The following is a 971-nucleotide window of genomic DNA, read 5'->3' as shown; positions in this document are numbered from 1 at the left end:
AATTTAAGTGGATTTTTAAACGTCTTAGAAGCTTGTCGTAAAAGCCATATCAAGCATTTCATATATGCATCTTCCAGATCCGTTTACGGCTTAAACAAGAAAGTGCCTTTCTCTACATCGGATAATGTTGATCACCCCGTTTCTTTATATGCAGCGACTAAAAAATCTAATGAATTGATGGCGCATAGTTATTCTCATCTCTATCAACTTCCTACAACAGGCTTACGTTTGTTTACTGTGTATGGTTCTTGGGGACGTCCAGATATGGCACCTTTTATCTTTACTGATAAAATAATTAACGGTCAGTCTATTGATATTAATAATAATGGCGATATGTGGAGGGACTTTACCCATATTAATGACATTGTCGAAGGGATAGTCAAAATTTCTGATGTCATACCAAGAATTAATCAGCGATGGCAGTTTGAAAATAGTACTCTAGCGGATAGTTCTGCTCCTTATTCTATTTACAATATTGGTTATGGTTCACCGATTTGTTTGATGGATTTTATCAAAGCAATAGAAAATGAACTCAGAATAGAAGCAAAGAAAAATTATCGAGAGATGCAGCCAGGAGATGTATACCAAACCTATGCTGATACAACAGCTTTCTATCAAGCCACTGGTTACCGGCCGTCAGTTTCCGTAGAAGAAGGTATTGCCGAGTTTGTCGCTTGGTACCGGAATTTTTATAACAAGTAAAAGATTTGTCATTCAGAACTTTCAAGGTCGAGAGTTCACATAAGGTTAGAGCTATGTTACCGAGTATATCAGTCGTTATTCCTGCAAAAAATGAACAAGGAAATATCGGGAAGTTAGTGAAAGAAATTCATGCCAGTTTAGAAGCATACCCTAACGTCGAAATTGTCATTACGGACGACGGTAGTACCGATGATACGGTGCAAGAGGCACTTGAAGCTGCTAAAGAATGTGGGTGTGACCTGCAAGTGGTAAGCCACGAACATAGTTGC

At 38.2% G+C, this 971-nt stretch carries 2 protein-coding genes; both read left to right on the top strand.

Annotation, left to right across the window (positions count from 1 at the left end; genetic code table 11):
- A partial coding sequence (locus R8N49_RS25450; RefSeq protein WP_318190253.1) for an NAD-dependent epimerase/dehydratase family protein occupies positions 1-702 on the top strand: 702 nt, incomplete at its 5' end.
- 53 nt (positions 703-755) lie between these two features.
- A partial coding sequence (locus tag R8N49_RS25445; protein WP_318190252.1) for a glycosyltransferase occupies positions 756-971 on the top strand: 216 nt, incomplete at its 3' end.

The organism is Vibrio sp. 1978 (assembly GCF_033344345.1).
This window is presented reverse-complemented; position numbering and strand designations above follow the sequence as displayed.